This is a genomic window from Rhizobium sp. OAE497 (assembly GCF_040546565.1).
Taxonomy (GTDB): Bacteria; Pseudomonadota; Alphaproteobacteria; order Rhizobiales; family Rhizobiaceae; genus Rhizobium.
Genome location: NZ_JBEPOA010000001.1, coordinates 2,035,010 through 2,061,318, shown reverse-complemented (window position 1 = coordinate 2,061,318; position 26,309 = coordinate 2,035,010). Strand labels below are relative to the sequence as shown.

The following is a 26,309-nucleotide window of genomic DNA, read 5'->3' as shown; positions in this document are numbered from 1 at the left end:
GGTTTTGATCAGCCCTAGGAGATGCGCTTCGCTCCAGGCCAGTGACAGATCGCCCATTGAAAAAGCCCCCGGTTTCCCACCGGGAGCTTCCTGTCATCAGCCGATATTGTCTACTAACGACATAAACGCATAGGTTGTTTTCGAGAGACTCAATCAACTCGCCAGCTTCGCGATCACCAGATGGCCGGGGCTCGGTTCGCCTTCCTGCATGCGCACGTTGATGCCGGTCATTTCCACGAGCTCGAAGCCCGTCGCGGTCAGGCGTTCGCGGATGTAGCTTTCGGCGTGGAGGAAGCGCTGGTGGGGGCCGACGGCGTAGGGGCGGGTGTCGGCTTGCGACAGGGTTTCGGAGGAGAAGATGAACAGGCCGCCAGGCGTCAGGTTTTCGGCGGCGCCGAAGAACAGCGGCTCGAGGGCGCCGAGATAGGGCAGGACGTCGGTGGCGGTGATCAGGTCGAAGGCGTCCTCGTCGTTGTCGTCGAGGAAGTCCTCGACTTCGGCAACGAACAGCGTCTCGTAAACGTCCTTCTCGTGGGCGATCTCGACCATGTTTTCGGAGATGTCGATGCCGGTCATGTCCTCGCAGAGATCGCGCAGCGTGCCGCCGGTGAGGCCTGTGCCGCAGCCGAGGTCGAGCATGCGCTTGAACGGGCCGAGCTTCAGCTCCTGCAGGCGCTGGCGCACCATCATCGGCACGTGATAGCCGAGCTGCTCGACGAGCACGTCCTCGAAGACCTCTGCATGCTGGTCGAAGAGGGTTTCGACATAGGCGTCGGGGGCGCGCACCGGCGTCTCGCCGCGGCCCATCGAGGCGATGCGGACGGCGGCGCCGCCGTGATCCTCGGGGTCGATCGCCAGCACTTCCTCATAGGCCTTCACGGCCGCGTCGACGTCGCCAGCCTTTTCCAGCGCAAGCGCGCGGTTATAGGCCTCGGCCAATGCCTCTTCGTCGATCTTCTTTGCCATGCCGGTCCACCTTTTCGTTGTCACGCAAGCCTCTAAGGCGGTGAGGCCGCTTTGGCAATGGCGGGCGTTGCCGGCCGGCCTTCAGTGGATGACGAATTCGCCGCGCAGTGCGCGCCATTCCGTTGCCGAGATCAGCTTGCGGTGGATGTAGCGGACGGAGTGCAGCGGGCCGTCGAGCTTTTCCTGCCAGAATTTCAGGAAGCCGCGCATTTCGGGGAAATCGGGAGCGAGGTCGTATTCCTGCCAGATGTAGGTCTGCAGGATCGCGGGATGATCCGGCATGCGATAGAGGATCTGCGCCGTCGTCAGTCCATAGCCCTGCAGCTGCTTTTCCATGTCCTTGTTCATGTGCATCTCGCTTTCGTTCCCACTACCGCTTATTAGCGGCAGATAAAATGGAAACACGGCGCGGTTAACCGAAGCTTGACATGCAGCGGGCAAAAGAACCATTCATTTTTGTTTGATTTCAATAGTTTGGCAGCATCCCGCAGGGAGTGCTGCCAAACCTGTCAGCGCTGCAGGTGGCGCGTCAGACGGCGCTCGATCCAGTTCCAGAAATGGCGGAGCGCTTCGACCATCGTCAGGTAGAAGATCGCAGCCCAGAGATAGGTCTGGTAATCGAAAGTGCGAGAGAAGGCGTAGCGGGTTTCGCCCATCAGGTCGAAGACGGTGATGATGGCGACGACGGCCGAGCCCTTGATCAGCAGGATGATCTCGTTGCCGTAGGGACGCAGCGCCACGATCAACGCCTGCGGCAGGATGATCTTGCGGAAGGCCACGGTCTTGGAAACGCCGAGCGAGTCTGCGGCCTCATGCTGGCCCTTCGGCACGCTCTCGATGGCGCCGCGCAGGATTTCGGCCTGATAGGCGGCGGTGTTGATGGTCATCGAGAACAGGCCGCAATACCAGGCGTCGCGGAAGAACCACCAGAGGCCGACGGATTCCAGCTGCGGGCGGAAGCCGCCGAGGCCGTAATAGACGAGAAAGAGCTGCGCCAGAAGCGGCGTGCCGCGGAAGACGTAGACGTAGCAATAGGCGAAGCCACTGAGGAACCTGTTCGTCGACATTCTGGCGAATGCCAGCGGCAGGGACAGGACGGCGCCGCAGATGACCGAGATCGTCACCAGGATGATCGTCGTCATCAGGCCGTGCAGATAGCGCGGTCCGTAACGGGTGAACTTTTCGGGATCCCAGCCGGCGACGACCATGTAGATCAGCGTTGCGGCAAGAGCGAGCCAGATCAGCACGAGAACCGAGCCGGTGACGCGCGCCGCCGAGAGAGGCTTGGCGATATGCTTGGGCGCCGGCTGCGGCGGGATAAGGGTTTCTGCAACGCTCAACGGCGGACCTCCGAGCGCTTGGCCCAGCGTTCGATATAGCTGAGGCCGTAGGAAGAAATGACAGCGAGCACCAGATAGATGATGCAGGCGAGCAGATAGAAGAAGAAGGCCTGCTTGGTGACGCGCACGGCGACGGCGGTCTGGCGCAGGATGTCGGCTAGGCCGATGATCGAGACGTAGGACGTATCCTTCAGGAGGATCATCCAGAGATTGGTGAGGCCGGGCAGGGCGATGCGCACCAGCTGCGGCAGGATGATGAGGCGGAGCGTGCGGCCGCGGTGGAAACCGAGCGCGTCTCCGGCCTCGTACTGGCCCTTCGGAATGGCGCGGAATGCCGAGAGCAGCACTTCCGAACAATAGGCGGAGAAGACGACGGCAAGGGCGATCATGCCGGCCACGAAGGCGTTGATCTCGATCCGCTCGTCATAGCCGAAGGAGGCGAGCGCCGACTGGATGAGGATCTGCATGCCGTAATAGATGATGAACAGCGTCAGAAGCTCGGGCAGGCCGCGGAAGATCGTGGTGTAGATGCCGGCGGCGAGCCGCACCGACTTTTCTTCGGATTGCTGGCCGAGCGCCACGAGGAAGCCGATGACCAGGCCGACCGGCAAGGTCAGCAGCGCCACGGCGACGGTGGTTTTCAGGCCGACGGCGATTTCATCGCCCCAGCCGGTATCGCCGCAGGCGAGGATCGTCGACTGGCCGAACCAGGTGAAAAGACCGGCAGGTCCGCATAGCGGATCGAAAACATACCCTATCCAGGCCCAGAGCGAGCCCAGCGCGGAAAATAATCCGCCCATCCAACTTTCCCCTCACGGCTTATGCCGTTTTGATCTTTAGCATGTTGTCAGACAAAAATGGCGGAAGAGCAAGCCTTCCGCCATCATCTTTACAGGTCAGTTACAGTTTTTCTCAATCGCCGTAAACGTTGAAATCGAAGTACTTGTCCTGAATTTCCTTGTACTTGCCGTTGGCGCGGATCGCAGCGATCGCGGTGTTCAGCTTGTCCTTCAGCGGGTCGCCCTGGCGGACGGCGATACCGGCGCCAACGCCGTTGATTTCCTTGTCGACCGGCAGGGTCGTGAGGATCTTGCAGCAAGCGCCGGCGTCCGACTTTACCCACTGCGAGAGAACGACGACGTCGTCGATAACGGCGTCGATACGGCCGTTCGAAACGTCGAGCTTGTACTCGTCGGCAGTCGGGTAGAGCTTCAGCTCGGTGTCGGCCAGGTGCTTTTCAGCATAGTTGGCGTGGGTGGTCGACGTCTGGGCGCCGATCGTCTTGCCCTTCAGGCCGGCGACGTCGGTGATCGTCGAGTCCTTCGGCACGGCGATTGCCGGCGGGGTGTTGTAGTACTTGTTGGTGAAGTCGACGAGCTTCGAGCGCTCCGGCGTGATCGACATGGACGAAACGATCATGTCGAACTTCTTGGCCTGGAGAGCCGGAATGATGCCATCCCAGTCGTTGCTGACGAAGGAGCATTCAGCCTTCATCTCGGCGCAGAGTGCCTTGGCGATGTCGATGTCGAAGCCCTTGATTTCGCCGCTGGCATCGACGAATTCGAAGGGCGGGTAGGTCGAGTCGGTGCCGATCACATACTTTTCGCCATCGGCCATTGCCGAACCGGCGAAGAGGGACAGCGCTGCAAGCGAAGCTGCGGCGAGGAGGTTGGAGATACGCATGAGGATCCTCTCTGTTGGTGACCGCTGCGTCTTTTTCTTATTCGGCAGCGGCCATAATGCGGCGGGCATCAGCACCGCCTTGGCGCGATAATCAAACCTTTTTTTTGCAAATTGCAACTGGAATCGCGCGCCATTGTTGCGTCGCAAACTATGACCAAGATGAACGGAGGCGGACCGGGACGTTCATAGCGGGTTAATCCAGGCGTTTCTAAAAAATGCATGGAACAAATCCGGGCCTCGGAAATTTCGGTCCCGACCCAACATGCGGGGTGTCAAAACTGAACACCCCCAATAGCCAATAGGAACGAGGAAACCCAATGGGCATGAAATCGAGATTGTTTGCCAGCGCTGCTTTTCCGCTGCTGTCGCTGACACTGGCCGTTACGCCGGTGCATGCGTCTGCACTCGGAGGAACGAGCGCGGCATCGTCGCCCCAGGTGGTCAGCGGTTCGTATGAGGTCGCGCAGGATGCACCGTCGGATGAAGAGATCCTGAAGAAGCGCCGCAAGCAGCCGCAGGCCGAAGAGCAACAGCAGCAGGAAGCGCAGCCGCAGGCCGAGCAGCAGCAGGAACAGCCGCGCCGCAAGCAGCGCGAGGCGCAGCCGCAGGCAGAAGAGGCGGCGCCCCAGGCCGAGCAGGCTCAGCCTTCCGAAGAACAGCAGCCGCGCCGCAAGAAGCGTGAGGCAGCCCCCGAGCCGGAGCAGGCCGCTCCGCAGGTGGAGCAGGCACAGCCGGCCGAAAACCAAGAACAGCCGCGCCGCAAGAAGCGCGAAGCCGCCCCTGAGCCGCGACAGCAGGAGCAGCAGCAGGCAGCCCCGCAGGCCGAACCTGCCGAGCAGCCGGCCGAAAAGCCTCGCCGCAAGCGCGACCAGCAGCCCGCCCAGCAGGAGGCCGCTCCCGCGCAGAACGAAGCCCAGCCGCAGGGCGAACAGGCCGCTCCTCAGGTGGAGCAGGCCAAGCCCCAGACCGAAGAGGCCCAGCCCGAGCAGCAGCGTCCGCGCAAGGGCGACAAAAAGCAGCAGCAGGCAACCGAAGGCGAACAGCAGCAGGAACCTGCCGCCAAGCCCGGCCGGAAGAATGCCCAGCAGCAGGGTGAGCAGCCCGCCGAAGGCAAGACGCCGGTTCCGTCGGAATCGCCGGCTCCCGATCAGGCGCCTGTCCCGGCCGAATCTCCGGCGCCCGCAAAGCCGCCGGTTCCGGCGGAACCCGATCAGGCACAGAAGCCTGCACCTGAGGGCCAGCAGCAGCAGGGCGAGCAGCAGCTCAAGCCCGGCCTACAGCCTGGCGCCAACACTGCCGAGCAACCTGCAGCCAATGGCCAGCAGCCTGTCGTCGAGCAGGCCATCCCGGCACCTGAGAAGGTAACGCCGCAGGAGCTGGAGCGCCGCAAGCAGATCGCCGCCGATCCGAGCAAGAGCACGGAAACCGTCGTCCTGCCGGTCGAAAACGGTGCAGCCGTGCTCGACAGCGACAAGGACGCAGACCGCTCCGGTGGCCGCGATGGCCGGCGCCAGCGCGACCGCCAGCGTGCAGCCGAGACGCAGCAGGAGATCTTCGTGCCGAAATCGGATGCCGATGCGCAGCGTGCAGCCGGTGGCGAAGCACGTCCGCCGGTCAAGATCGAGGCTGTCACGGCCGAAGAAGGCCGCCGGCTCGACCGCCGTCCGCAGTTCCAGCGTCCTGACGGTGCGCAGGTCGAAGGACGTGTTGGCGATGACAACCGCGTTCTGCTGCAGATCAACAACAATATCGTGGTGCGCAGCGACGACGACCGCCGCTTCATCCGCGATGGCGAACGGCCGATCTATGAGCAGCTGCCGCGCGACCGTTACCGCGAAACGATCGACCGTCCGGATGGCTACCGCATCGTGACGATCCGCAACCGCTACGGCGACATCATCCAGCGTTCGCGCGTCGACAGCCGCGGCCGTGAGTATGTGCTCTACTACTCGCCGGAGCTCTACGACAATCCGGACCAGGATTACTTCGAGGATCCTGGTGCCGATCTGCCGCCGATGCGTCTGCAGATCCCGGTTCGCGACTACATCATCGACACCAGCAGCGATCCGGATCGTGACTATTACGACTTCCTGCGCGAGCCGCCGGTCGAGCCCGTCGAGCGTGTCTACTCGCTGAACGAGGTAAAGTATTCAGCCCGTATCCGCGACAAGGTGCGCCGTATCGACCTCGATACGATCACCTTCGCCACCGGCAGCGCCGAGATCCCGATGAGCCAGGCGCGCAGCCTGCGCAAGGTCGCGGATGCCTTGAACGAGGTGCTGCAGAAGGATCCGAGCGAGACCTTCCTGATCGAGGGCCATACGGATGCCGTCGGTTCCGACCAGAGCAATCTGGTTCTCTCCGACCAGCGCGCCGAATCGGTCGCCAACGTGCTCTCCGATGTCTACGGCATCCCGCCGGAAAACATGGCGACGCAGGGCTATGGCGAGCGCTACCTGAAGGTCAACACGGCTGGTCCGAACCAGGAAAACCGCCGCGTTACCATCCGCCGTGTGACGCCGCTCGTGCGTCCGGTCGCCTCCAACAACTGAGGCAGGTAAATCTGAGAACAAGAAAGCCGCCGGGCGACCGGCGGCTTTTTCTATGCCGTGATGGCGGGAAGATCGAGCTTCGCCGCGATGAAATCGGCGATCGCCATCGTGTCGTCGAGATCGAAGACCGGCAGGGTACTCTCCGTCACCGGATGGTCGGCGGCGATGGCGCAGATATGCGGGTCGGTGGGCGCCAGCGGTTCGCGCTTGGCGGCCTCCAGGCGGCGGGCCTCGATCTTCGGGATCGGCTCGCGCTTGTAACCCTCGATCAGCACGAGATCGCAAGGGGCGAGGCGAGAGAGGATGTCCTCGAAGGCGGGTTCGGGTTCGCCGCGCAGCTCGTGCATGATGGCAAAGCGGGTGCCGGAGACGATCGTGACCTCATGGGCGCCAGCCTGGCGGTGGCGGTAGCTGTCGGCGCCGACCTTGTCGATGTCGAAATCATGGTGCGCGTGCTTGATCGTCGAGATGCGATAGCCGCGGCGGGTGAACTCCTCGACGAGCCGGACGGCAAGGCCTGTCTTGCCCGAATTCTTCCAGCCGGCAATGCCGAAGATGCGCGGCGTGCTCATGGCGAGAGCGCCTGCAGCCAACGCTCGGCTTCGACCAGATCATCGGGCGTGTTGATGTTGAAGAACGGGTCGAGAAGGGCGGCGCGCGTCGGATGCAGCGGAAACTGAACTTCCGCAACGTCATGCCGTAACAGGAAGTCGCGGACGCGGCGCTTTTCATCAGTGGCGATCCAGGCTTCGAGGTCTGCAGCGAGCGCCACGGGCCAGAGGCCGAAGACCGGGTGGCTGCGGCCCTCGGACGCGGCGATCGCGATCTTTTCCGGATGGTCGGCGGCGGCGATGAAGTCGGATACCAGCTCCGCCGGGAAGAAGGGACTGTCGATCGAGACCGTCACGACATGGCTGACACCATCGAGCCTGGCTGCATAGGCCATCGCAGCATGGATGCCCGCCATCGGCCCGGCCTTGCCGGGAATGATATCCGGGATGAAGGCGAGGCCGCATTGCGGCTCGCTGCCGGCATTGACGGCGACGGTGGAGACCTGCGGGGAAAGCCTTGCGATCGCGTGGTCGAGAAGCGGGCGGCCGCCGAGCATTGCCGCAGCCTTGTCCGTCCCCATGCGCGAGGAGCGGCCACCGGCCAGGATGACGCCCGGGATTGCGGTATTTGCGAGTGAAAAATCTGCCATTGCTTATCTCAGACGGGGCTTCTCGGCTCGGATTCCTGGGCCAAGGGGGCGACGCGGCGCTTGGCCTCACGATAGAAGGTATAGAGGCCGGAAGCTATGACGATCCCCGCACCCGCCAGCGTCCAGGCGTCGGGGACCTCGGCGAAGAAGATGAAGCCGAGCAGGCCCGAGAAGATCAGGCTCGTATAGCGGAAGGGCGCGACGAAGGAGACTTCGCCGGTGCGCATGGCGGTGATGACGGACTGGTAGCCGATCAGCACGAGGACCGATGCCATCAGCAGGTGCGACAGCGCCGTCAGCGACGGCGTATGCCATCCACCGAGCGCCGGCATCAGCAGGGCGCCGAAGAAGGCGACGGTGATGGCGGTGACGACAGTCACCATCAGCGAGGGGATTTCCGGATCGATCGAGCGGGTGGCGAGGTCGCGGCCGGCTGTCGTCAGCACGCTGGCGACGCAGAGCAGGGCGGCCGGGGTGAAGCCTTCCGGGCCGGGGCGGATGATGATCATCACGCCGATCAGGCCGACGAGGATCGCCGACCAGCGGCGCCAGCCAACCGGCTCACGAAAGAACAGGGCCGCACCGAAGGTGACCACCAGCGGCAGCGACTGCAGGATCGCCGAGGCATTGGCGATCGGCATCATGCCGAGCGCGGTGATGTAGGTGACGGCAGCCAGCATCTCGCAGAGGACGCGTAGGATGATGATCGGCTTCAGGATGATCGTCCAGGAGCGGAGCGCGCCCATCTTGCGGGCGATCAGGTAGATCAGGATGCTGGTGAACAGGCCGCGGATGAACATGATCTCGCCAGCGTTCATATCGCCGATGACGGATTTCGAGAGCGCGTCGCTGGCCGAAAAACCGGCCATGGCCATGCTCATGTAGATTGCGCCCTGGGTATTGCGAGACCGCGGCATGCGAAGAGATTCCCGATAGTTCTGAGGACCTTGTAGAAGGGAACCGGCGGGAATGAAATCGATTGCAAGCCACAGTCTGCATAAATCGATTGCGCAGCGCACAAATTAGCGGCAGCCATTTCAAACTGTTCGAGAACGAACAGATAGGCGTTGCCGAACGGATCTTTTGAACAAACGCGATCGCATGGCGTTGACCATGGGAAGAAAGCCGCGCCGTGCGCGGCTGGTGAACCCGAAGGGAGATCCCCATGCCGACAGAAATTCCCAATCCCGCCGAGACGCCCCGCGGCCCGACACCGGCTCCCGGTGTTCCCGACCGCGTGCAGGAAAAGCCGCCGCTGACGCCGGCTCAGGACCCTGCAGACAACAAGAACCCCAACGACCCGACACCGCCCGATCCGGCGCTATTGCCGATCGGCGATCCGGCCGGTGCGGCCTGACAGTTGATCTAATCGGAAACGAAAGTCACCCGCCGGTGACGCTCATATGGCGAGCGACGGCGGGTTTCTTGTGCGTGCGGTCGATGATGAAGTCGTGGCCCTTGGGCTTGCGGGTGATGGCTTCGTCGATTGCCGCATAGAGGAGGCCGTCGTCTTCGGTGGCGCGCAGCGCGGAGCGCAGGTCTGCGGCGTCGTTCTGGCCGAGGCACATGTAGAGCGTGCCGGTGCAGGTGAGGCGGACACGGTTGCAGCTCTCGCAGAAATTATGCGTCATCGGGGTGATGAAGCCGAGGCGGCCGCCAGTCTCGGCGACCTCGACATAGCGCGCCGGGCCGCCGGTCTTGTAGCCGATATCCTCAAGCGTGAACTGCTTCTCGAGCGAGGCACGAAGCTCCGAGAGCGGCAGGTACTGATCGGTGCGGTCTTCATCGATCTCGCCCATCGGCATCGTCTCGATGACGGTCAGATCCATGCCGCGGCCATGGGCAAAGCGCAGCATGCCGGGGATCTCGTCCTCGTTGAAGCCTTTCAGCGCCACCGCATTCAGCTTGATCTTCAGTCCTGCCTTCTGCGCAGCATCGATGCCTTCCATGACCTTTGAAAGCTCGCCCCAGCGCGTCACCTTGCGGAACTTGTCGGCGTCGAGCGTGTCGAGCGAGACGTTGATGCGGCGCACGCCGCAATCATAGAGCTCTTCGGCATGGCGGGCGAGCTGCGAGCCGTTGGTGGTCAGTGTCAGCTCCTCAAGACCGGTGCCAACCTGCTTTCCGAGCTCGCGGATCAGGAACATGATGTTCTTGCGCACCAGGGGTTCGCCGCCTGTCAGGCGGATCTTGCGCACGCCCTTGGCGATGAAGGCGGAACAGAGCCGGTTCAGCTCTTCCAGCGTCAACAGGTCCTTCTTCGGCAGGAAGGTCATGTTTTCGGCCATGCAATAAGTGCAGCGGAAATCGCAGCGATCGGTCACGGAGACGCGCAGATAGGAGACGGCCCGTCCGAACGGGTCGATCATCGGGCTTGCATCCGCCACGAGCGGTGCAGCGCTTCCTATCGTACCGACATTGCTGTTCACGAATACCTCCGCAGTCATGCTAATGTGGTCATATGTGACTGTGCCGTCAAGGTAAACGGCACAGATGCACGGCAAATTGAGCTTGCCAGAAAATGCGGCTTTGCCTACTCAACAAAGGCGAACGGAGAGCATCAATGAGCGACATCTGGCCCACCGAACTCAGGGTTTCCAAAGACCGGCAGCGGCTTGCCGTGACTTTTAACGACGGTCAGAGCTTCGATCTGTCTGCAGAAATGCTGCGCGTGCTCTCGCCTTCGGCCGAAGTGCAGGGGCATGGGCCGGGGCAGAAGGTTACCGTGCCAGGCAAGCGCAACGTCGCGATCATCTCGATGACGCCGACCGGCAATTATGCCGTGCGCATCGGCTTCGACGACATGCACGATACCGGCATCTTCACCTGGACCTATCTGCGGGAACTCGGCGAGCGGGGTGTCGAGCTGTTTGCAGATTACGAAAAGGAACTGGCCGAGAAGGGCATGAGCAGGGACGTCTCGGCGCAGCCGCGCTGATTGAACAACAGCCATAGGGGGCATTGATGGCAGGGACGACAGTGAGAAACTGGCTGCGGGCAAAAGGCAGCCCGGGTGGCAGCAAGGTGACCTTCCTCGAGCTGTTCTTCGACCTTGTCTTCGTCTTCTCGATCTCGCAGCTTTCCCATGCGCTCGCCGCTCACTATTCGCTGCTCGGCGCGGCGGAAGCGGCGCTGATGACCTTTGCCGTCTGGTGGGTGTGGATATTTACGGCCTGGGTGACCAACTGGCTCGATCCCGAAAAGATGCCGGTGCGCGCCATGCTGATCGTGCTGATGCTGCTCGGCCTGGTCCTGTCGTCATCGATCCCCGAAGCCTTCGGCGACAAGGGGCTGCTGTTTGCCGGCGCTTACGTTCTGATGCAGGTGGGCCGGTCGGTCTTCACCGCCTATGCCGTCCGCCATTCGAGCCATTCGAACTATCTCAACTTCACCCGCATCAGCATATGGCTCGCCGTAGCCGGTGTGTTCTGGATCGCCGGTGGTCTGCTGGAGCATGAGGCGCGGCTGATTGCCTGGGTGATTGCGCTGGCGATCGAATATGCCGGTCCGGCCTCGGGCTTCTTCGTGCCGGGGCTCGGTAAGTCGTCGACCGCCGACTGGGACGTCTCGGGTGCCCATATGGCCGAGCGTTGCGCGCTGTTCATCATCATCTGCCTCGGGGAGGCGGTGCTGGTGTCAGGCCGTACCTTCTCGGAAATGCCGTTCTCGCCGATGACCGGGCTGGTGCTCGTCACCAGCTTCGCGTCGACGGTGGCGATGTGGTGGCTCTATTTCCGCTTTGGCCATGAGCGCGCCGCTCACCGCATCGAGCACGAGGCGAAGCCGGGCAGTATGGCGCGGCAGGCCTTCACTTACGCGCATATCCCGATCCTGGCCGGTATTATCGTCGATGCCGTTGCCGTCGAGTTCATCTTCTCGCATCCGCATGAGGTCGGCGATCTCGGCATTGCCGCTGTCGTCCTCGGCGGATCCGGCCTGTTCCTGGCGGGCAATCTCTGGTTCAAGGGCGCCACCAGCGGCAAGGCGCCGCTCTCGCATCTCGCAGGCATCGTGCTTCTGATCCTGCTGACTTTCCTGGTGCCGGCTGTGGAGATCTATGTCTTGGGTATCCTGGCGGCGCTGGTTCTCGTCATCGTCGCGGCCTGGGAATACCGGTCGCTCGGTTCGGCGGCACCGGCACCGACGCTGCATTAGCGCCGGTCAGTCCTCGTCCTTCAGGTCATTCTGCAGGAGCGCGATGATGCGCTCCATCGAATCGGCCATCGCCATGCATTGCTCCAGCGGCTCGTCCGTCAGCATGCGGTCGATGAGGCCGGTCTGGATCACCATAGCCTTTTCGGTCAGCAGGCGGCCCTCGGCGGTCAGATAGAGCCGCAGTACGCGCTTGTCGCGCTCGTCGCCCCGGCGCTCGATCAGGCCGCGCTTTTCCATCTGCGGCAGCAGCATGCTCATGTTCGAGCGGCCGACCAGCAGCTTACGCGCCAGATCCTGCTGCGTCAGGCCTTCGAAGCGGTAGAGATTGATCAGAATATCGAGATGCGGCGTCTTGATATCGAGCTCTGCAAGCGAGCGACCGAGCGATTGCTGCATCAGCTGACAGGCGCGGGCGACGGCGATCCAGCTGCGAAAACGCGGATGATCCCAGGGTAGGGATTGATTTTTGTTCATCGTTGTACTTTATTGTTCAGTGTTGAACATTATCGGATTCCCACTATGGCAAAGTTTGCGCTTGGCGTCACCCGCCTCGGATTTACCGCGCTGCAGGCACTCTCACCCTGTCTTGCAGGCGAGGCGGCATTCCGCCTCTTCTGCAGGACGCCGCCTCAGCGCCCGCAGGGCGCCAAGGCGAAGGCGGCGCATGCGGCGGGTATGGACTGGCTGAAGAATGCCGAACGGATCGAACTGCCGCTTGCGAGCGGCAGGCATGCGGCCGCCTACCGGATCAACGGCGGCGCTCTCGGCAAGCGCAAGCGTTACCTCGTGACCCATGGCTGGGGATCCGGCATGGCCTATATGGCCGACCTGATTGCGCATCTCGCGAAGGATGGAGCCGAGGTCATCGGGCTCGACTTCCCGGGACACGGTCTCTCCGGCGGACGCTTCCTGCATATGGGGCTCGCCGTCGAGGCAATCGCGGCCGCCCAGGAGCGCTTTGGCGCCTTCGACGCGGCGATCGGCCATTCCTTCGGTGGCGCGGCACTGATGGTCTCGGCAACCGGGATCCTGCCGCATATGCGGCCGATCGAGGTCGAGAAGATCGTCACGATCGGTTCGCCGAGCGAAATGGCGTGGCTCTTTACCGATTTCGGCAGGATGATCGGGCTCGGCAAGGCGGCTCAGGCGGCACTGGAAGGCAAGGTCGGCAGGATCACCGGGCGGCAGCTTGCGGATTTCGATGTCGCGAAACCGGTGGGACGGTTGAGAGCGCAGGTGCTGACGATCCATGCCGAAGATGACAAGGAAGTCGGGGCGCATCATGCGCGGCGCTATCAGGCGGCTGGGGACGCGGTCCGGGTCTTCTGGGCGAACGGTTTCGGCCACCGGCGCATCATCGGCGCCAAGCCGGTGCTTGACGAGATCGAGGCTTTCCTCGGCGATCGGCAGAGCGAGGGCGCCGAGATTGTTTCCTTTGTCGAGCTTCCTGTCCGGCGCGCGTCATTGTAGCGTCATCTTAGGCGGCTAATTGCCGTCCGGTAGAGATGGCGGGACAATCATGAAAATCATCAGCACGGTGGAAGAGCTCAGCGAAATCTACGCCGGTGGCCTGTCGCAGGCTTCCGTCGCGAAGGTGACCAAGGCGCTGACGCCGCTTTATCGCCAGATGATCGAGGCCTCGCCGTTCATGGCGCTCGCCACTGTCGGCCCCGAAGGGCTCGATTGCTCTCCGCGCGGTGACATCGGCGGCGTTGTCCGGATCATTGATGACAAGACGATCCACCTGCCGGACTGGCGCGGCAACAACCGCGTCGATTCCCTCTTGAATATCGTGCGCGATCCGCGGCTGGCGCTGATGTTCCTGGTGCCGGGATCGAATACGACGATGCGGATCAATGCGCATGGCGTGGTGTCCAACGACGAGAGCCTGCTTTCGAGCTTCGAGATGGACGGCAAGCATCCGCGCACCGTCGTCGTCATCACCATCGATGAGGTCTATTTCCAGTGTGCGCGGGCGCTGATGCGCTCGCAGCTGTGGAACCCGGAGAATTTCGTCGATCCGGCCAGCCTGCCGACGCCCGGCATGATGCTGAAGGTGGCGACAGAAGATTTCGACCACGAGACATACGACCGCGAATGGGCGGGACGTGCGGCGAAGACGATGTGGTAATGAGCGTCACCAGATGGTGACGCGTCAGGCCTTGTAAATCAGCCAGCTCTTGGTGAAGTCCTTCTGCATGCCATCCTCGTAGACGACGCTGCAGTTGCGGCCGGCATGCTTGGCGCCGTAGAGGGCGATGTCGGTCTTGTAATAGAGCTCGCCGGCGTCCTCGGCGTGGGTCGCCATGCAGACGCCCATCGACACCGTGACCGGGCCGTAATTGACCCGCGTGCGGCTATTCTTGAAGGGAGTCGCTTCCAGCGTCCGGCGGATGCGCTCGGACATGGCGACGACCTCTTCCTGGGTATTGCCGTCAATGATCAGCGCGAATTCCTCGCCGCCGGTGCGCGCGACGAAGACATCGCGGCGGACATTGGCGCGGATGACCGATGCAACGGTCGCCAGGATCTTATCACCGACCGGATGGCCGTAGGTGTCGTTGATCTTCTTGAAGTTATCGATGTCGGCAAGCACCAGGGCAGTCACCGGCTTCAGCGCTGCGTTGTCGAAAACGGCGGCGAGGCGGTCGTCGAAGGCGCGGCGGTTGGAAAGGCGGGTCAGCGAGTCGGTGTTGGCGATGCGCTTGTACTCGTCGAGCTCCTTGCGGACCTGGTCCATTTCCTGCGAGCGCTGGGCGACATTCTCGACGGTGCGTTCGCCGTGGGCCATCGTGTCGCCGGTTGCCTGGGTCAGGAGGTTGATGGCGTTTTCGAGGAGGTCGACGCTGGTCGTGTTCTTGGTGTTGATGCGGCGGTAGGTTTCGCCGAGCAGCTTGTTGTAGCTTTCGAGAGAGGTCTGCTCCTGGCGGAGAACCCTCAGCAGGCCCTCGAGTTCGGCGGCGATGCGGGTGTGGACATCATCGAAGACGCGCGCCGGGGAGTGGCAGAAATATTGTGCGCCGAGCTCATCCAGTTCTTCCTGCGTCGCCTGATTGCCGAGCGCTGCGAGGTCGCGGGTGAGGGCGGGATTGGAGCCGATATAGGCTTCGTAGAAGAGTTCGTAATTGCGCGGGATTGGCGCGACGCCCATCGAACGCATGGCAAAAGTGATCTGGCCTGCGACATCCGGGATCTGCGCTTTCTGCGCTGCAGCCGTATTCATCCGGCATACTCCTCAAGGAATTAGAAAAGCAATCTTCTATTGGCTAGCTTAAATTCGTTGGGAAACAATTAAGACGATATATACCAACGATTACATGTGATTATTCTGGTTGTATATTCCGGAAATACTATGGCATTGAAAATGCTAGAAAATCTGAGGAATATTCACACCCATGGGTGTCTTCCACGTGACGGCGGTTGAAATTTTCCCGGAAAATCTCTGAAAAAATTTGCATAACCGTGTTCTTATTTCATTGACGGCGGCCATCGAAATGGCCGCGCTTCTGTGAACACGGTTCTGCCTGAAGCGTCAGCGATCAGCAGCCATCGGCTTCCGAAGGCGCGTCGGAAGCCGATGATTGGCATTGTCTTAACCCAGATTGAGTTCCTGGAAGAAGTCGTTGCCCTTGTCGTCGATGACGATGAAGGCGGGGAAGTCTTCGACCTCGATCTTCCAGACGGCTTCCATGCCGAGTTCCGGATATTCGAGCACTTCGACCTTCTTGATGCAATCCTGCGCCAGACGGGCGGCCGGGCCGCCGATCGAGCCGAGATAGAAGCCGTTGTGCTTCTTGCAGGCTTCGCGGACGGCGCGCGAGCGGTTGCCCTTGGCGAGCATCACCATCGAGCCGCCGAAGGACTGGAACTGGTCGACATAGGAATCCATGCGGCCGGCGGTGGTCGGGCCGAAGGAGCCGGAGGCATAGCCTGCCGGGGTCTTTGCCGGGCCAGCATAATAGACAGGGTGGTTCTTCATGTAATCCGGCATGCCTTTGCCATTTTCCAGACGCTCGCGGATCTTCGAATGCGCGAGGTCGCGGGCAACGATGATCGTGCCGGTCAGCGACAGCCGGGTCTTGACCGGGTGCTTGGAAAGTTCGGCGAGAATATCGGCCATTGGCTGGTTCAGGTCGATGCGGACCATCGATTCCGACAGCTTGGATTCGTCGATCTCAGGCATGTATTTCGACGGATCGGTTTCGAGCTGCTCAACAAAGATGCCGTCGCGGGTGATCTTGCCCTTCGCCTGGCGGTCGGCGGAACAGGAGACACCGAGGCCGATCGGCAGCGAGGCGCCGTGGCGGGGCAGGCGGATGACGCGGACGTCGTGGCAGAAATACTTGCCGCCGAACTGGGCGCCGACGCCCATCTGCTGCGTCAGCTTGTGGATTTCCTTTTCCATCTCGATGTCGCGGAAGGCATGGCCGCTTTCGGAGCCTTCGGTCGGCAGGTCGTCGAGATAGCGGGTGGAAGCGAGCTTCACCGTCTTGAGATTCATCTCGGCGGAAGTGCCGCCGATGACGATCGCAAGATGATAGGGGGGACAGGCTGCCGTACCGAGCGTGAGGATCTTCTCCTTAAGGAAGTCGATCATCCGGTCATGCGTCAGGAGCGACGGCGTGCCCTGATAGAGGAAGGTCTTGTTGGCTGAGCCGCCACCCTTGGCGACGAAGAGGAAGTCGTAGCTATCTGTGCCTTCCTCGTAGATGTCGATCTGGGCCGGGAGATTGTTCTTGGTGTTCTTTTCCTCGAACATCTTGATCGGCGCCAGCTGCGAATAGCGCAGGTTCTTCTTCTCATAGGCGTCGAGAACACCCCTTGAGAGTGCTGCGGTGTCACCGCCTTCCGTCCAGACGCGGCGGCCCTTCTTGCCCATGATGATCGCGGTGCCGGTATCCTGGCACATCGGCAGGACGCCGCCGGCGGCGATATTGGCGTTCTTCAGGAGATCGTAGGCGACGAAGCGGTCGTTGTCGGTCGCCTCCGGGTCATCGAGGATGGAAGCCAGCTGCTTCAGGTGGCCGGGGCGCAGCAGATGATTGATATCGGCAAACGCGGTCTCGGCGAGCAGCCGGATGCCCTCCGGCTCGACCGTCAGGATGTCCTGACCCTTGAAGCTGTCGACAGAGACATGGTCGCTGCTGATCTTGCGGTATTGCGTGGTGTCTTTGCCGAGCGGAAAGAGATCGTCAGCCATCGGAGACCTTTCAAATGGGCTAGTTTGGAAGCGATCTAAATCCGGGCGCATGGAAATGCAATGCGGTCCGGACGCCCATCGGTTCGGTCGCGGCAAAAAGCCCGCCCGGCAGAGCCGGACGGGCCTCGATCCGAAGGAGTCAGATCAGATTAGAATGCGCGCTGCAGGCGGAAGAAGCCCTGGACGTAGTCGACATCCTTGGCCGCTTCGTGCTCGCGGCTGATGTAGTTGACTGCGAACTTGGTGGAGAGGTTTTCAACGATCTGGTAGTCGAGAGTGACGCCAGCGCGCCATTCGTGACCGGAGTCGTAGTCGCCGGCAGAGTTCAGGTCGATATTGCCGATGTACTGAACACCAGGCGTGATCGTGAACTTGTCAGTTGCCTTGACGGCGTACTGCGTGGCGACAGACCATTCACCCTTTGTGAAGTAGGCGCTTCTGCCAGTAGAGTATATTGCGGCGAGGCCGAGCGTGCCCGGTCCGATCGCTGCGCCGATCTTGGCGCGAACAGCACCTTCTTCGGCGTCGACGTCATAACCAGCGAGCAGTTCGTAAGTGAAGCTGCCGGCCTTTCCGCCGATTGCGGCGTCGATGCCGATGTTGTTGTTACCCTTCTGCCATGCGAAACCTGTGATTTCTTCAGCGGCGATGCCGGCGTAGAAGTCGCTGGTTTCGTACTGGTAGCGGATCGTGTTGAAGCGGGTCGTGCCGGAGTTCGTCACGTCGAACTCGCTCGAGAAGTCGTTATCCCACCAGTTCAGCATCGTGCCGACGCGCAGGCCAGCGATGTCGATATAGGCCTGATCGATGAACATCGCGTTCTGTGCGCCGCCGAGGCTGGCGTCGTTATTGCCGCCAACGCCCGCGGGGCGGTAGTTGTACTGGTAAACGATAACGCCGGTGAGCGGACCGTACTCCGTGTCGCTCTTGGACGTAAACTGGAGCTGTGCGCGGGTGCGAACGTTCCAGTCTTCGCCGCCGTTGTTGTCAAAACCTTCGCCGAAGCCGTAGTTGACGTCGAAACGGACGTAGCCGTTGATTTTCAGGCAGGTTTCGGTGCCCGGGATGTAGAAGTAGCCGGTGCCGTAAGCGTCGCAGACGCGAACGTATTCGACGGCTTCCGGTTCAGCGGCGACGATGGCGTCTGCGGCGTGAGCGCCGGAAACTGCTGCGAGAGCCGCAGCGGAGCCAAGGAGAAGGCTCTTGATGTTCATGGATAACCTCCAATTCAAAGTTTCGATTGGACCGGGATTTTTTGCCAACGGCATTCCCTCTCCCGGACCTTGTTTTTGAGAAGAAGGTGGCATGCCCCCGACTTCGAGGCGGTGGGTACAGGGCAAACCAAACGTCAAAATTACAAGTTTGTCACAAGGCGTTGTAAAGTATCGATGTTGCGTATTTATCACGCTTTCGTATATATAAACGTCAACGTACAGTAATATACTTAACTATAGGTGATATATTATAAGTTTATAATGAATCCTTATGTTGAGTTTGTATTTCGTTATATATTGTTATACTGCGCGAATATGCGAGTCTTAATCTTATTTTTTAAAGTCGGCGCGGTTTTATACATACGTCATGGTGTCGCGTTAGACACGCCGCCGGGCAAACCCAAGGCCCGTTTATGCCGGGAAAAACGGCGAAAGGCTCGCGAAGTGACCTCCGCGAGCCTTTCTTGTCTGGGCGTTCAGCCGTGTTGCTGCGTCAGCGAATCGCGCCTGCGCTTATTTCGGGCCGATCATCTGTTCGGGGCGGACGACGGCATCGTATTGCTCGGCGGTGACCAGGCCGCTGGCGAGAGCCTCTTCCTTTAGCGTCGTGCCGTTCTTGTGGGCGGTCTTGGCGATCTTGGCGGCGTTGTCGTAGCCGATGGTCGGGGCGAGTGCGGTCACCAGCATCAGCGAGCGCTCCAGCCCGGCCTTGATGTTGTCTTCACGGGCTTCGATGCCGACGACACAATTGTCGGTGAAGGACACCGCGGCGTCACCGAGCAGCTGAACCGACTGCAGGAAATTATAGGCCATCATCGGATTGTAGACGTTGAGCTCGAAATGGCCTTGGCTGTCGGCGAAGGTCAGTGCCGCGTGATTGCCGAAGACGTGGATGCAGACCTGGGTCAGCGCTTCGCACTGGGTAGGGTTGACCTTGCCCGGCATGATCGACGAACCCGGTTCGTTTTCCGGCAGCGCCAGTTCGCCGAGACCGGCGCGCGGGCCGGAACCGAGCAGGCGGATGTCGTTGGCGATCTTGAAGAGTGCGGCGGCAGCGGCGTTGATGGCGCCATGGCTGAAGACCATGCTGTCATGCGAGGCCAGCGCTTCGAACTTGTTCGGGGCGGTCACGAAGGGCAGGTGGGTGATTCCTGCAATTTCCTCGGCCACCTTTTCGGCGAAGCCAACCGGCGCGTTGAGGCCGGTACCAACCGCGGTGCCGCCCTGGGCGAGTTCGCAGAGGCCGGGAAGGGTCATCTCGATACGCTTGATCGCCGATCCTACCTGCGCCGCATAACCCGAAAATTCCTGGCCGAGCGTCAGCGGGGTCGCGTCCTGCGTATGGGTGCGGCCGATCTTGATGATATGGTTGAATTCGACGACCTTCATGTCGAGCGCCGCATGAAGGTGCTTGAGCGAGGGCAGCAGGTGATGGGCGATCTGCTCGGCGCAGGCGATGTGCATTGCCGTTGGATAGGTGTCGTTCGACGACTGACTCATATTGACGTGATCGTTCGGGTGGACGGGCTTTTTCGAGCCCATCTCGCCGCCGAGCATTTCGATTGCCCGGTTGGAGATCACTTCATTGGCATTCATATTGGATTGCGTGCCCGAACCGGTCTGCCAGACGACGAGCGGGAAGTGGTCGTTGAGCTTGCCGTCGATAACTTCCTGCGCCGCATCGGTGATCGCCTTGCCGATCGCGGGGTCTAGCTGGCCGAGCTCGACATTGACGCGGGCGGCCGCCTGCTTGACGATGCCGAGCGCCCGGACGATCGACAGCGGCTGCTTTTCCCAGCCGATCTTGAAGTTTCCGAGCGAGCGCTGCGCCTGCGCGCCCCAGTAACGGTCGCTCGCCACTTCGATCGGGCCAAAGGTGTCTGTTTCGGTACGGGTCGCGCTCATGGCTGTCGCCTTCCTCTCGCTGACTTAAGGATGCGCGTCTTATAGGCCCGCCAACGGCGCAAGAAAACTGGCTGCGGCGCTAAAATATGAAAGTGTTTTTCATGTTTCAGACCCTTCGTGACGTGGCATTTGGGACACGGCCGGAATTTTATACCAAACGGCGGGAAAAACGGCCTTTGGCGCCGGTGCGAAATTGAGTAAAAAATTAACTAATAATTTCATAATTTTGTGTGAACTGCCTGGCGTCGCTGCTTCGGGTTACGTCACGCAAAGTTGAGTCGTCCGGCGCTGGCGGCGCAGGCCGGATTCTGCCAATGAGCAGATAGCCAGGCGGTACGAATTTGAATGGGCTTTGCCCCGCCAAGACAGCATGACACTGGGACTGGAAAAAGCATGACATCGTTTTTCAAGGGTGCGGTCTCCGCACTGGCACTTTCCTGCGGCTTTGCGGCTCTCGCTGCACCCGCGCATGCCTATACGCTGATGGACATGATCCGTGGCGACCGGCAGCGCACCCAGAGCACGATCATCGATCCTTCCAATCCGGCGCAGATGCCGACGATGCAGCCGCCGGTCAACGCGCCGCTGCCGAAGGTGGACGGCACCGACCTATTATACCTATAAGCCGGACCCGATGCGTCTGGTGAACACCGCGAAGTTTGCGGATCCGGTTGTAACCGGTGCCGTCGTCGATGCGTCCGCAACGTCGGGCGACCAGTCGGGCGTTCAGCGGCGCTATCTCGCCGATGCCAAGGTTCGCGCTGACGCCAATGTCGCGAAGTCGCTGGAAACCTATTACGGCGATACCAAGAACCCGCTGGTCTGGGTGTCTGGCACCGAAGTCAACGATCGCGCCAAGGCAGCGATGGGCTTCCTGGCAAACGCCGGCACCGTCGGCCTCGACCCCGCCGATTACGCTGTCAACCTTCCGGCTGCCGATCCGGCTAATCCGGACCCGACGGTTCGCGATCACGCGCTGACGCAGTTCGAGCTCGAGCTCTCGTCGAAGGTTCTGGCCTATGTCCAGGACACGGTGCGCGGCCGCATCGATCCGAACAAGCTGTCGGGCTATCATGATTTCAAGCGCAAGGTCGTCAATCTCGATCCGGTGCTGAAGCTTGCCCGGATGAGCCCGGATGTCGGCGCCTATCTCGCCAGCCGCAGCCCGGATGGACGCGAGTTCGACATCCTGAAGAAGGAACTGGCCAAGCTGAAGGCTGAAGGCGGCGATCAGGAGCAGATCACCATCTCGCTCAGCGGTCTGCTGCGCCCGGGCGACAGCTCGCCTGAAGTTGCCAACATCGTCAAGGCCGTCGGCAAGCATGGTTCGGAAGCGCTGAAGACCCAGCATGCGGCGATGCTCGCGGCCTATACGGGCGCTCCCGAATATTCGCCCGACGTCGTGTCGCTGGTCGAAGACTTCCAGAAGGAGCATGGCCTGAAGCCTGACGGCGTCATCGGCCAGGCGACCGTCCGCGTCATGACCGGCGGCGACAGCAACACGGCAAAGATCAACAAGCTCGTCGTGGCCATGGAACAGGCCCGCTGGCTGCCGGAAGATCTCGGCCCGCGCTACGTGATGATCAACCAGCCGGCCTTCATGGTCTATTACCACAACGACAACAAGGAACAGCTGTCGATGCGCGTGGTGGTCGGTCAGCCGTCGCACCAGACGTTCTTCTTCGAAGACCAGATCCAGACGGTCGAATTCAACCCGTTCTGGGGCGTTCCGCAGTCGATCATCATCAACGAGATGCTGCCGAAGCTGCGCGCCGACCCGAACTATCTCGACCGCATGGGCTATGAAGTCGCCGTCAACGGCCGCGCCGTTCCGTCGTCCAGCGTCGACTGGTACGGCTCGACGTCCAACGTTTCGGTGCGCCAGCCACCGAGCGGTGACAACGCCCTCGGCGAACTGAAGATCCTGTTCCCGAACGTCCATGCGATCTACATGCATGACACGCCGCAGCGCAGCTTCTTCAAGCGTGACATGCGCGCGCTCAGCCATGGCTGCGTCCGTCTTGCCGATCCGCGTGCGATGGCGGCTGCCGTGCTGAACACGACGGTCGACGATGTCGCCAAGCAGATCGCCGGCGGCCAGAACAAGGCCGTGTCCGTGCCGCAGCGGATCCCGATCTACATCGCCTACTTCACGGCCTGGCCGAACAAGGACGGCAATGTTGAATATTTCAACGACGTCTACGATCGCGATACCTACACGATGAAGGCCTTCGACATCACCAGCAAGGCGCGTGGCGCTCAGATCTGAGCCGTCAGGTATTCATGAAAAAGGCGGCCGATGGCCGCCTTTTTTGTTTGCTGTGATTGCCGGCTCAGACAGCTTGCGCGGTCTTGTTGCTTGCCGCGTAATCGCGGATCAACGCGTTGGCGAAGTCGGGCGTCAGCTCATCGAAATGCTGGATGATCCGGGTGGGCTCCAGGCTTTCGATCGGCACATCCGAATAACCGAAGGGGACGCCGATCGAGGCGACAGCGGCGTTCTTGGCGACGGCGATATCGTTGAAGCTGTCGCCAACCATGATGCTGCGCTCGGGCGTGCCGCCGGCCTTTTCGATCGTGCCGAGCAGGTGGCGGGCGTCGGGCTTGCGAACCGGGAAGGTATCGCCGCCGGTGATCGCCGCGAAATAATGCGTGAGGCCGAGCGCGTCGATCAGCGTGCACGCCAGTGATTCCAGCTTGTTGGTGCAGACGGCGAGCGTGAAGCCGTTTGCCTTAAGATTGTCCATGGCGGTGATCAGGCCCGGATAGGGTTTGGTGTGGCCGGGCATGGTCGAGCTGTAGTGCGCGATGAAGCGCTGCAGCAGCGGCCCGGACTCGTCTTCGGTCAGCGGATGGCCGTGCAGCTTGCAGGCGCGCTCGATCATCACCTTGGCGCCGTGGCCGACGAGATGGGTGAGGTCGTCATAGCTAACCGGCGCAAGGCCGATCGAGGCAATCGTGTGGTTCAGGCTGTCAATGAGATCGGCATGCGTATCAAGCAGCGTGCCGTCGAGATCGAATACGACAAGGGCAGGGGTCAAAGTCTATTGCCTCTTCATGAAATGCTGATGGTCCGGAGTAGGGTAAGGAGGCCGGAAAAGCAACGCCAAGACTAGCTTTTGGCGGGTGGGCGCGAATGCTTCTGCTTTTCAGTTTGCTACGGTTATTTTGGCTTTCGTTTGGCAAACGAGCCGTGTAAACAGCACATCCAACGAAACAATCGGAGTAAGCGGCGCATGGATGCCCGCGAAATGAAGATCAAGGCCGCAGAGGTGGCGCTGACCCATGTGGAAAGCGGCATGCGCCTCGGAATCGGTACGGGGAGCACTGCGGAGGAATTCGTCCGGCTGCTGGCGGAAAAGGTCGCCGGGGGCTTCAAGGTCGAAGGCGTTCCGACATCCGAACGCACGGCGCGGCTCTGCGTCGAACTCGGCGTTCCCCTGAAATCGCTCGACGAACTGCCGGAGCTCGATCTGACGATCGATGGCGCCGACGAGGTCGATGGTGCCTTGCGGCTGATCAAGGGTGGCGGGGGTGCGCTGCTGCGCGAAAAGATCGTCGCTGCCGCGTCCGGGCGCATGGTCGTCATTGCCGACGAGAGCAAGCTGGTCGAGACGCTCGGCCGCTTCCCGCTGCCGATCGAAGTCAATCCTTTCGGCCTCGTTTCGACGCGCATGGCGATCGAAAAAGTGGCAAGCAAGCTCGGTCTGACGGGTGGTCTGTCGCTGCGCCGGTCCGGCGACGGCGATTTCATGACGGATGGCGGCCATCACATCATCGATGCATCATTTGGCCGTATTCCTGATGCAGAGGCGCTCTCAAGCGAGCTGAACTCGATACCCGGTGTCGTTGAGCACGGGCTTTTTCTCAATATGGCGGCACTTGCGATCATTGCTGGTCCTTCCGGTGCACGCACGCTGCAGGCGAACAGATAACAGGAGCACTGAAACTCATGAAGAAATTTGCAGGTCTTGGCCGTATCGCCGCTGCGACCGTTATTCTCTCCAGCTTCGCTTTCGGTACCGCCGTCAAGGCTCAGGAAGTTACGGACGAGCAGCTGAAGGCAGCGCGTGCGGCAATCGCTGCGATCGGCGCCACCGCTCAGTTCGATAACATCCTGCCGGGCCTCGCCGAACGCCTGAAGGCCGGTCTGATCCAGGATTCGCCGAACTACGAAGACCAGATCTCGCAGACGGTCGATGCGACGGCGCTTGCCCTGGCGCCGCGCCGCGCCGATCTCGAAAAGGAAGCCGCAACCAACTACGCCAAGGCCTTCACTGTTGAAGAGCTGAAGGCAATTGCCGATTTCTATAGCTCCGACGTCGGCAAGAAGCTGCTCAAGGACGGCCCGATCGCTTCGCGCGAAACCAACCGCGCTGCAGACATCTGGGCACAGGGCATTGCCCGCGACCTGCAGAAGAACGCCAGCGACGAGCTGAGCAAGGTCATCAAGGTCGAGCCGGTACAGCTCGATACGCCGGCTGCAGCACCGGCCGATGCCCCGGCCGCCCAGGCGCCTGCAAAGGCTCCGGCCAAGGCCCCTGCAAAGGCTCCGGCACCGGCCCTGAACCTGCAGACCCCGCAATAAGCATCTTCACAATCCGCATGATGAAAGCCCGGCTCGCGCCGGGCTTTTGTTTTGGCGGCGACCGATACTATATGCAGGGTCATTGTCCCTCCCGATTCCCAAACGGAGCATTCCCCCATGTCCTCATATGATTACGACCTCTTCGTCATTGGTGGCGGTTCGGGAGGCGTAAGAGGCGCGCGCGTCGCCGCCTCGCTCGGCAAGAAGGTGGCGATCGCCGAGGAATATCGCTACGGCGGCACCTGCGTCATCCGCGGCTGCGTGCCGAAGAAGCTGTTCGTCTATGCCTCGCAGTATCATGAGCATTTCGAGGATGCGGCCGGTTTCGGCTGGACCGTCGGCGAGAGCAGCTTCGACTGGAAGAAGCTGATCGCCGCCAAGGATGTCGAGATCGCCCGGCTTGAGGGCCTCTACAAGAAGGGGCTCTCGAATGCGAACGCCGAAATCCTCGAAACGCGCGCCGAACTGATCGATCGCCACACGGTGCGCCTGGTCAAGACCGGGCAGACGGTGACGGCGAAGACGATCGTGATTGCGACCGGTGGCCGCCCGAATGAGCATAAGGCGCTTCCCGGGTACGAGCTCTGCATCTCCTCCAACGAGGCCTTCCATCTCGACGAGTTGCCGAAGTCGATCGTCATTGCCGGCGGCGGCTATATCGCCGTCGAATTCGCCAATGTCTTCCATGGCCTCGGCGTCGAGACGACGCTGATCTATCGCGGCGCGGAGATCCTGTCGCGCTTCGACCATGACCTGCGCCGCGGCCTGCATGAGGCGATGGTCGCCAAGGGGATCCGCATTCTCTGCCATGACGTGATCGAGAAGGTCTCGAAGGGCGCCGATGGCCTTGTCGTCGAGACGAAGAACAACGGCACGCTGAATGCCGGCGTGGTGATGCTGGCGCTCGGCCGTGACCCGAATACCGAAGGTCTTGGCCTTGAGGCGGCCGGCGTGAAGACCGATGCGCGGGGCGCTGTTGTCGTCGACGAATATTCGCGCACCAGCGTCGACAACATCTACGCGCTCGGCGATGTCACCGACCGGGTACAGCTGACGCCGGTGGCGATCCACGAGGCAATGTGCTTCATCGAGACCGAATACAAGAACAACCCGACCAAGCCGGATCACGAGACGATCGCGACCGCCGTCTTCTCGCAGCCCGAAATCGGCACCGTCGGCCTGACGGAAGAGGCGGCGGCCAAGGCCTACAAGGAAATCGAGGTCTACCGCGCGCAGTTCCGGCCGCTGAAGGCGACGCTGTCAGGCCGCGGCGAGAAGATGCTGATGAAGCTGATCGTCGATGCAGCCAGCCGCAAGGTGATCGGCGCGCACATCCTCGGTCACGACGCCGGCGAGATGGCGCAGATCCTCGGTATCACGTTGAAGGCTGGATGCACCAAGGACGATTTCGACCGCACCATGGCGGTTCATCCGACTGCGGCGGAAGAGCTCGTCACCATGTATGCGCCGAGCTACCGCATCGTCGACGGCCAGAAGGTCTGACG

At 61.4% G+C, this 26,309-nt stretch carries 24 protein-coding genes and 1 pseudogene; 10 read left to right on the top strand and 15 right to left on the bottom strand.

Annotation, left to right across the window (positions count from 1 at the left end):
* Positions 1-153: 153 nt before the first annotated feature.
* From ABIE40_RS10635 to ABIE40_RS10615, 5 genes are all read right to left on the bottom strand, one after another.
* The gene (locus ABIE40_RS10635) at positions 154-966 is read right to left on the bottom strand and encodes a class I SAM-dependent methyltransferase (protein ID WP_199629496.1); all 813 of its coding nucleotides are present in this window, start codon (positions 964-966) and stop codon (positions 154-156) included.
* Positions 967-1,047: 81 nt separating this feature from the next.
* Positions 1,048-1,314 carry an usg protein gene (locus ABIE40_RS10630; protein WP_112716649.1) on the bottom strand — a complete coding sequence of 89 codons (267 nt, stop codon included), beginning with the start codon at positions 1,312-1,314 and terminating at the stop codon, positions 1,048-1,050.
* A gap of 161 nt (positions 1,315-1,475) precedes the next feature.
* A complete protein-coding gene (locus ABIE40_RS10625; RefSeq protein WP_130278160.1) occupies positions 1,476-2,306 on the bottom strand; it encodes an ABC transporter permease in 831 nt (276 codons plus the stop codon).
* A complete protein-coding gene (locus ABIE40_RS10620) occupies positions 2,303-3,106 on the bottom strand; it encodes an ABC transporter permease (RefSeq protein WP_199629497.1) in 804 nt (267 codons plus the stop codon). Before ABIE40_RS10620 ends, ABIE40_RS10625 begins: the two co-directional genes overlap by 4 nt.
* A gap of 112 nt (positions 3,107-3,218) precedes the next feature.
* Positions 3,219-3,989: an ABC transporter substrate-binding protein gene (locus ABIE40_RS10615; protein WP_130278161.1), complete on the bottom strand. Its 771-nt coding sequence runs from the start codon at positions 3,987-3,989 to the stop codon at positions 3,219-3,221.
* 317 nt (positions 3,990-4,306) lie between these two features.
* Here ABIE40_RS10615 and ABIE40_RS10610 point away from each other — a divergent pair, with 317 nt between their 5' ends.
* A complete protein-coding gene (locus tag ABIE40_RS10610) occupies positions 4,307-6,541 on the top strand; it encodes an OmpA family protein (RefSeq protein WP_199629498.1) in 2,235 nt (744 codons plus the stop codon).
* Between the two features lie 50 nt (positions 6,542-6,591).
* Here the strand turns inward: ABIE40_RS10610 and mobB are convergent, their stop codons facing one another.
* Genes mobB through ABIE40_RS10595 form a run of 3 tightly spaced genes read right to left on the bottom strand, consistent with a single transcriptional unit; the run spans position 6,592 to position 8,659 of the window.
* Positions 6,592-7,113 (bottom strand): molybdopterin-guanine dinucleotide biosynthesis protein B, encoded by a 522-nt coding sequence (mobB, locus tag ABIE40_RS10605; RefSeq protein WP_199629499.1) that lies wholly within the window; start codon positions 7,111-7,113, stop codon positions 6,592-6,594.
* Positions 7,110-7,742 carry a molybdenum cofactor guanylyltransferase MobA gene (gene mobA / locus ABIE40_RS10600; RefSeq protein ID WP_199629500.1) on the bottom strand — a complete coding sequence of 211 codons (633 nt, stop codon included), beginning with the start codon at positions 7,740-7,742 and terminating at the stop codon, positions 7,110-7,112. Before mobA ends, mobB begins: the two co-directional genes overlap by 4 nt.
* Positions 7,743-7,750: 8 nt before the next feature.
* Positions 7,751-8,659, bottom strand: a complete 909-nt coding sequence (locus ABIE40_RS10595; protein WP_199629501.1) for a DMT family transporter — start codon at positions 8,657-8,659, stop codon at positions 7,751-7,753.
* A gap of 248 nt (positions 8,660-8,907) precedes the next feature.
* On the opposite strand from ABIE40_RS10595, the gene ABIE40_RS10590 reads away from it, so the two are divergent.
* Positions 8,908-9,099 (top strand): hypothetical protein, encoded by a 192-nt coding sequence (locus ABIE40_RS10590; protein ID WP_130278166.1) that lies wholly within the window; start codon positions 8,908-8,910, stop codon positions 9,097-9,099.
* A gap of 25 nt (positions 9,100-9,124) precedes the next feature.
* Here the strand turns inward: ABIE40_RS10590 and moaA are convergent, their stop codons facing one another.
* Positions 9,125-10,171 carry a GTP 3',8-cyclase MoaA gene (gene moaA, locus ABIE40_RS10585; RefSeq protein ID WP_199629502.1) on the bottom strand — a complete coding sequence of 349 codons (1,047 nt, stop codon included), beginning with the start codon at positions 10,169-10,171 and terminating at the stop codon, positions 9,125-9,127.
* 134 nt (positions 10,172-10,305) lie between these two features.
* On the opposite strand from moaA, the gene ABIE40_RS10580 reads away from it, so the two are divergent.
* Complete coding sequence (locus ABIE40_RS10580) at positions 10,306-10,680, top strand: gamma-butyrobetaine hydroxylase family protein (protein ID WP_112716629.1); 375 nt, start codon at positions 10,306-10,308, stop codon at positions 10,678-10,680.
* A 26-nt stretch (positions 10,681-10,706) separates the two neighbouring features.
* Positions 10,707-11,897, top strand: coding sequence for a low temperature requirement protein A (locus ABIE40_RS10575; protein WP_199629503.1), 1,191 nt, complete (start codon positions 10,707-10,709; stop codon positions 11,895-11,897).
* Between the two features lie 6 nt (positions 11,898-11,903).
* Here ABIE40_RS10575 and ABIE40_RS10570 read toward each other — a convergent pair whose 3' ends face one another.
* Complete coding sequence (locus ABIE40_RS10570) at positions 11,904-12,371, bottom strand: MarR family winged helix-turn-helix transcriptional regulator (RefSeq protein ID WP_199629504.1); 468 nt, start codon at positions 12,369-12,371, stop codon at positions 11,904-11,906.
* A gap of 45 nt (positions 12,372-12,416) precedes the next feature.
* On the opposite strand from ABIE40_RS10570, the gene ABIE40_RS10565 reads away from it, so the two are divergent.
* Positions 12,417-13,367, top strand: a complete 951-nt coding sequence (locus ABIE40_RS10565) for an alpha/beta hydrolase (protein WP_199629505.1) — start codon at positions 12,417-12,419, stop codon at positions 13,365-13,367.
* A gap of 49 nt (positions 13,368-13,416) precedes the next feature.
* Positions 13,417-14,028 carry a pyridoxamine 5'-phosphate oxidase family protein gene (locus ABIE40_RS10560; protein ID WP_199629506.1) on the top strand — a complete coding sequence of 204 codons (612 nt, stop codon included), beginning with the start codon at positions 13,417-13,419 and terminating at the stop codon, positions 14,026-14,028.
* Positions 14,029-14,052: 24 nt separating this feature from the next.
* On the opposite strand, the gene ABIE40_RS10555 is transcribed toward ABIE40_RS10560, so the two are convergent.
* The 4 genes from ABIE40_RS10555 to fumC form a co-directional block, all read right to left on the bottom strand.
* The gene (locus tag ABIE40_RS10555) at positions 14,053-15,120 is read right to left on the bottom strand and encodes a GGDEF domain-containing protein (protein ID WP_199629507.1); all 1,068 of its coding nucleotides are present in this window, start codon (positions 15,118-15,120) and stop codon (positions 14,053-14,055) included.
* Between the two features lie 369 nt (positions 15,121-15,489).
* Positions 15,490-17,097 carry a fumarate hydratase gene (locus ABIE40_RS10550; RefSeq protein WP_199629508.1) on the bottom strand — a complete coding sequence of 536 codons (1,608 nt, stop codon included), beginning with the start codon at positions 17,095-17,097 and terminating at the stop codon, positions 15,490-15,492.
* A gap of 149 nt (positions 17,098-17,246) precedes the next feature.
* Entirely contained in the window at positions 17,247-18,311 is a 1,065-nt protein-coding gene (locus ABIE40_RS10545; RefSeq protein ID WP_199629509.1) for a porin, read from the bottom strand.
* Positions 18,312-18,824: 513 nt separating this feature from the next.
* A complete protein-coding gene (fumC, locus tag ABIE40_RS10540) occupies positions 18,825-20,216 on the bottom strand; it encodes a class II fumarate hydratase (RefSeq protein WP_130278175.1) in 1,392 nt (463 codons plus the stop codon).
* Between the two features lie 393 nt (positions 20,217-20,609).
* On the opposite strand from fumC, the pseudogene ABIE40_RS10535 reads away from it, so the two are divergent.
* Positions 20,610-22,485: pseudogene (locus ABIE40_RS10535) on the top strand (L,D-transpeptidase family protein).
* Between the two features lie 64 nt (positions 22,486-22,549).
* Here the strand turns inward: ABIE40_RS10535 and ABIE40_RS10530 are convergent.
* Positions 22,550-23,257 (bottom strand): HAD family hydrolase, encoded by a 708-nt coding sequence (locus ABIE40_RS10530; RefSeq protein ID WP_199629511.1) that lies wholly within the window; start codon positions 23,255-23,257, stop codon positions 22,550-22,552.
* 195 nt (positions 23,258-23,452) lie between these two features.
* Here ABIE40_RS10530 and rpiA point away from each other — a divergent pair, with 195 nt between their 5' ends.
* The 3 genes from rpiA (at position 23,453) to gor (ending at position 26,307) form a co-directional block, all read left to right on the top strand.
* Positions 23,453-24,151, top strand: a complete 699-nt coding sequence (gene rpiA / locus ABIE40_RS10525; RefSeq protein ID WP_112716607.1) for a ribose-5-phosphate isomerase RpiA — start codon at positions 23,453-23,455, stop codon at positions 24,149-24,151.
* Between the two features lie 17 nt (positions 24,152-24,168).
* The gene (locus tag ABIE40_RS10520; RefSeq protein WP_112716605.1) at positions 24,169-24,804 is read left to right on the top strand and encodes a DUF2059 domain-containing protein; all 636 of its coding nucleotides are present in this window, start codon (positions 24,169-24,171) and stop codon (positions 24,802-24,804) included.
* 117 nt (positions 24,805-24,921) lie between these two features.
* Complete coding sequence (gene gor / locus ABIE40_RS10515; protein WP_199629512.1) at positions 24,922-26,307, top strand: glutathione-disulfide reductase; 1,386 nt, start codon at positions 24,922-24,924, stop codon at positions 26,305-26,307.
* The last annotated feature ends 2 nt before the right edge of the window (positions 26,308-26,309 follow it).

Coding starts and splice junctions, on each gene's coding strand:
- ABIE40_RS10570 (WP_199629504.1), bottom strand. CDS start 12,371: ATGAACAAAAATCAATCCCTACCCTGGGATCATCCGCGTTTTCGCAGC.
- ABIE40_RS10635 (WP_199629496.1), bottom strand. CDS start 966: ATGGCAAAGAAGATCGACGAAGAGGCATTGGCCGAGGCCTATAACCGC.
- ABIE40_RS10560 (WP_199629506.1), top strand. CDS start 13,417: ATGAAAATCATCAGCACGGTGGAAGAGCTCAGCGAAATCTACGCCGGT.
- ABIE40_RS10610 (WP_199629498.1), top strand. CDS start 4,307: ATGGGCATGAAATCGAGATTGTTTGCCAGCGCTGCTTTTCCGCTGCTG.
- ABIE40_RS10580 (WP_112716629.1), top strand. CDS start 10,306: ATGAGCGACATCTGGCCCACCGAACTCAGGGTTTCCAAAGACCGGCAG.
- rpiA (WP_112716607.1), top strand. CDS start 23,453: ATGGATGCCCGCGAAATGAAGATCAAGGCCGCAGAGGTGGCGCTGACC.
- ABIE40_RS10590 (WP_130278166.1), top strand. CDS start 8,908: ATGCCGACAGAAATTCCCAATCCCGCCGAGACGCCCCGCGGCCCGACA.
- ABIE40_RS10620 (WP_199629497.1), bottom strand. CDS start 3,106: ATGGGCGGATTATTTTCCGCGCTGGGCTCGCTCTGGGCCTGGATAGGG.
- ABIE40_RS10630 (WP_112716649.1), bottom strand. CDS start 1,314: ATGAACAAGGACATGGAAAAGCAGCTGCAGGGCTATGGACTGACGACG.
- ABIE40_RS10520 (WP_112716605.1), top strand. CDS start 24,169: ATGAAGAAATTTGCAGGTCTTGGCCGTATCGCCGCTGCGACCGTTATT.
- ABIE40_RS10550 (WP_199629508.1), bottom strand. CDS start 17,097: ATGGCTGACGATCTCTTTCCGCTCGGCAAAGACACCACGCAATACCGC.
- ABIE40_RS10555 (WP_199629507.1), bottom strand. CDS start 15,120: ATGAATACGGCTGCAGCGCAGAAAGCGCAGATCCCGGATGTCGCAGGC.
- ABIE40_RS10595 (WP_199629501.1), bottom strand. CDS start 8,659: ATGCCGCGGTCTCGCAATACCCAGGGCGCAATCTACATGAGCATGGCC.
- mobB (WP_199629499.1), bottom strand. CDS start 7,113: ATGAGCACGCCGCGCATCTTCGGCATTGCCGGCTGGAAGAATTCGGGC.
- ABIE40_RS10545 (WP_199629509.1), bottom strand. CDS start 18,311: ATGAACATCAAGAGCCTTCTCCTTGGCTCCGCTGCGGCTCTCGCAGCA.
- ABIE40_RS10615 (WP_130278161.1), bottom strand. CDS start 3,989: ATGCGTATCTCCAACCTCCTCGCCGCAGCTTCGCTTGCAGCGCTGTCC.
- gor (WP_199629512.1), top strand. CDS start 24,922: ATGTCCTCATATGATTACGACCTCTTCGTCATTGGTGGCGGTTCGGGA.
- ABIE40_RS10575 (WP_199629503.1), top strand. CDS start 10,707: ATGGCAGGGACGACAGTGAGAAACTGGCTGCGGGCAAAAGGCAGCCCG.
- mobA (WP_199629500.1), bottom strand. CDS start 7,742: ATGGCAGATTTTTCACTCGCAAATACCGCAATCCCGGGCGTCATCCTG.
- fumC (WP_130278175.1), bottom strand. CDS start 20,216: ATGAGCGCGACCCGTACCGAAACAGACACCTTTGGCCCGATCGAAGTG.
- ABIE40_RS10565 (WP_199629505.1), top strand. CDS start 12,417: ATGGCAAAGTTTGCGCTTGGCGTCACCCGCCTCGGATTTACCGCGCTG.